At 56.3% G+C, this 625-nt stretch carries 1 protein-coding gene; it reads left to right on the top strand.

From position 1 onward, the window contains the following. Window positions 1-625: nuclease/transposase family protein (locus ACR3FF_RS27310; protein WP_472850179.1), on the top strand; the 625-nt coding region annotated here is incomplete at both ends.

The raw sequence follows: 625 nt of genomic DNA, 5'->3' as shown, positions 1-625 counted from the left end.
CAGGTCACTCGCAGCTACGTTGCGTCCATACGGAACCAGCAACAGGTCAAGGGTGACTTGGACTCGCTCGGGTTTGCCGCCTCGAAACTCTGGAACATCGCACGCTGGACGTGCGACCGCATCTGGAGTGAAACAGGGACAATCCCCGAGGATGGTCCGCTTAAAGCATACCTGAAGAATCACGAACGCTACGCCGACCTCAATTCTCAGTCGAGTCAGCGAGTCATCGAAGAACTCGCTGAAGCGTTCGACGGTTGGTACGCCAAGCGCCGAAACGGGGACGACCGCGCAAACCCACCGAAGTATCGAAAGAACGGCGACGACCACCCCCGTTCCACGGTCACGTTCAAAGCAGACGGCTTCAAACACGACCCTAAGAACAACAGGATTCGCCTCTCCAAAGGCCGAAACCTGAAAGAACACTGGTCGGACTTCCTCCTCTGCGAAATCGAAACCCGACCAGATGTTATTGTTGAGAACGTCTGCCAAGTACGAGCCGTCTGGAACGGCGACGACTGGGAACTCCACATCGTGTGCAAACACGACATCGAGGTCGAGTCTCCCGGTGACGAAACTGCTGGACTAGACCTTGGCATCTCGAACTTCGCCGCCGTCTCGTATTCCA

This window comes from Haladaptatus ordinarius, assembly GCF_054177595.1.
This window is presented reverse-complemented; position numbering and strand designations above follow the sequence as displayed.